Genomic DNA, 1,481 nt, shown 5'->3' on the forward strand with positions numbered 1-1,481 from the left:
CTGTCCCCGCCGGCGGGCGGCGCCGCACCCCCGGGCGGGCGGAACGCACCCCACCCCGACCGAAAGGCGAGCGCGTGGAGCCCACCACCCCCCTCCAGGACCCCGCGGGAGCCCTGCCCCCGGAGGCGCGCTCCGAGGTCCCGCTGCACGTCAACGGCACCGCGCACCGGCTGTCCCTGGACCACCGCACCACGGTCCTGGACGCCCTGCGCGAGCGTCTGGGCCTCACCGGCGCCAAGAAGGGCTGCGACCACGGCCAGTGCGGCGCCTGCACCGTCCTCGTCGACGGCCGCCGGGCCAACAGCTGCCTGCTGCTCGCCGTGGCGCAGGACGGCCGCCGGATCACCACCGTCGAGGGCCTGGCCGACGGGGAGCGGCTGCACCCGTTGCAGCAGAGCTTCCTGGACCGCGACGCCCTCCAGTGCGGCTTCTGCACCCCCGGCCAGCTCTGCTCCGCCGCCGGCGTGCTGGACGAGGCGGCGGACGGGTTCCCCTCCCACGTCACCCCCGACGCCGCGGCCCCCGGCGCCCCGGTGGAGCTGACCGAGGACGAGATCCGGGAACGGATGAGCGGCAATCTGTGCCGGTGCGGCGCCTACCCGCGGATCGTCGAGGCGGTCGCCGACGCCGCACACCGGACACACCACCCGCCCCGGGACCGCGCCGGACACGGTGAGGAGGGACGGTCGTGAAACCCTTCGGCTTCCTGCGCCCCACCAGCGTCGGCGAGGCCGTACGCGCCAAGGCCGCCCACCCCGGCGCGATGTTCCTCGGCGGCGGCACCAACCTCGTCGACCTGATGAAGCTCGGTGTCGCCGCCCCGGACACGCTCATCGACATCGCCCGGCTCCCGCTGGACCGCGTCGAGGAACTGCCCGGCGGCGGACTGCGGATCGGCGCCACCGTCCGCGGCAGCGACCTCGCCGCCCACCCCGCCGTACGCCACCGCTACCCCGTCCTGTCCCAGGCCCTGCTGGCGGGCGCCTCCGGGCAGCTCCGCAACATCGCGACCACCGGCGGCAACCTCCTCCAGCGGACCCGCTGCGCCTACTTCCAGGACGTCACCAAGCCCTGCAACAAGCGCGAACCGGGCAGCGGCTGCCCCGCCCGCGAGGGCGTCCACCGCGACCTCGCCGTCCTCGGCCACTCCGCACACTGTGTCGCCACCCAGCCCTCGGACATGGCCGTCGCCCTCGCCGCCCTCGACGCCACCGTCGAACTCCACGGACCGGACGGCGTCCGCACCCTGCCCGTGGCGTCCTTCCACCGGCTGCCCGGCGACACCCCGGAACGCGACACGGAACTCGCACCCGACGAAATGATCACCGCGGTCGGGCTGCCGCCACCCGTCCCCGGCGCCCGCACCCGCTATCGCAAGGCCCGCGACCGCGCCTCGTTCGACTTCGCCCTGGTGTCCGTCGCCGCGCTGCTGTCCGTGCGCGACGGCGCCGTACGGCAGGTGGCCCTCGCCTACGGGGGCC

2 protein-coding genes are annotated in these 1,481 nt (G+C 75.7%); both read left to right on the plus strand.

All coding sequences use genetic code 11. The annotated features are described in order from the left end of the window. Positions 1-74 precede the first annotated feature (74 nt). Positions 75-692: a 2Fe-2S iron-sulfur cluster-binding protein gene (locus tag AC51EU_RS30450; RefSeq protein WP_496270320.1), complete on the plus strand. Its 618-nt coding sequence runs from the start codon at positions 75-77 to the stop codon at positions 690-692. After that, on the plus strand, positions 689-1,481 hold a 793-nt coding region (locus AC51EU_RS30455), incomplete at its 3' end, for an FAD binding domain-containing protein (protein WP_496270319.1). The genes AC51EU_RS30450 and AC51EU_RS30455, both read left to right, overlap by 4 nt.

The organism is Candidatus Streptomyces philanthi, assembly GCF_059553635.1.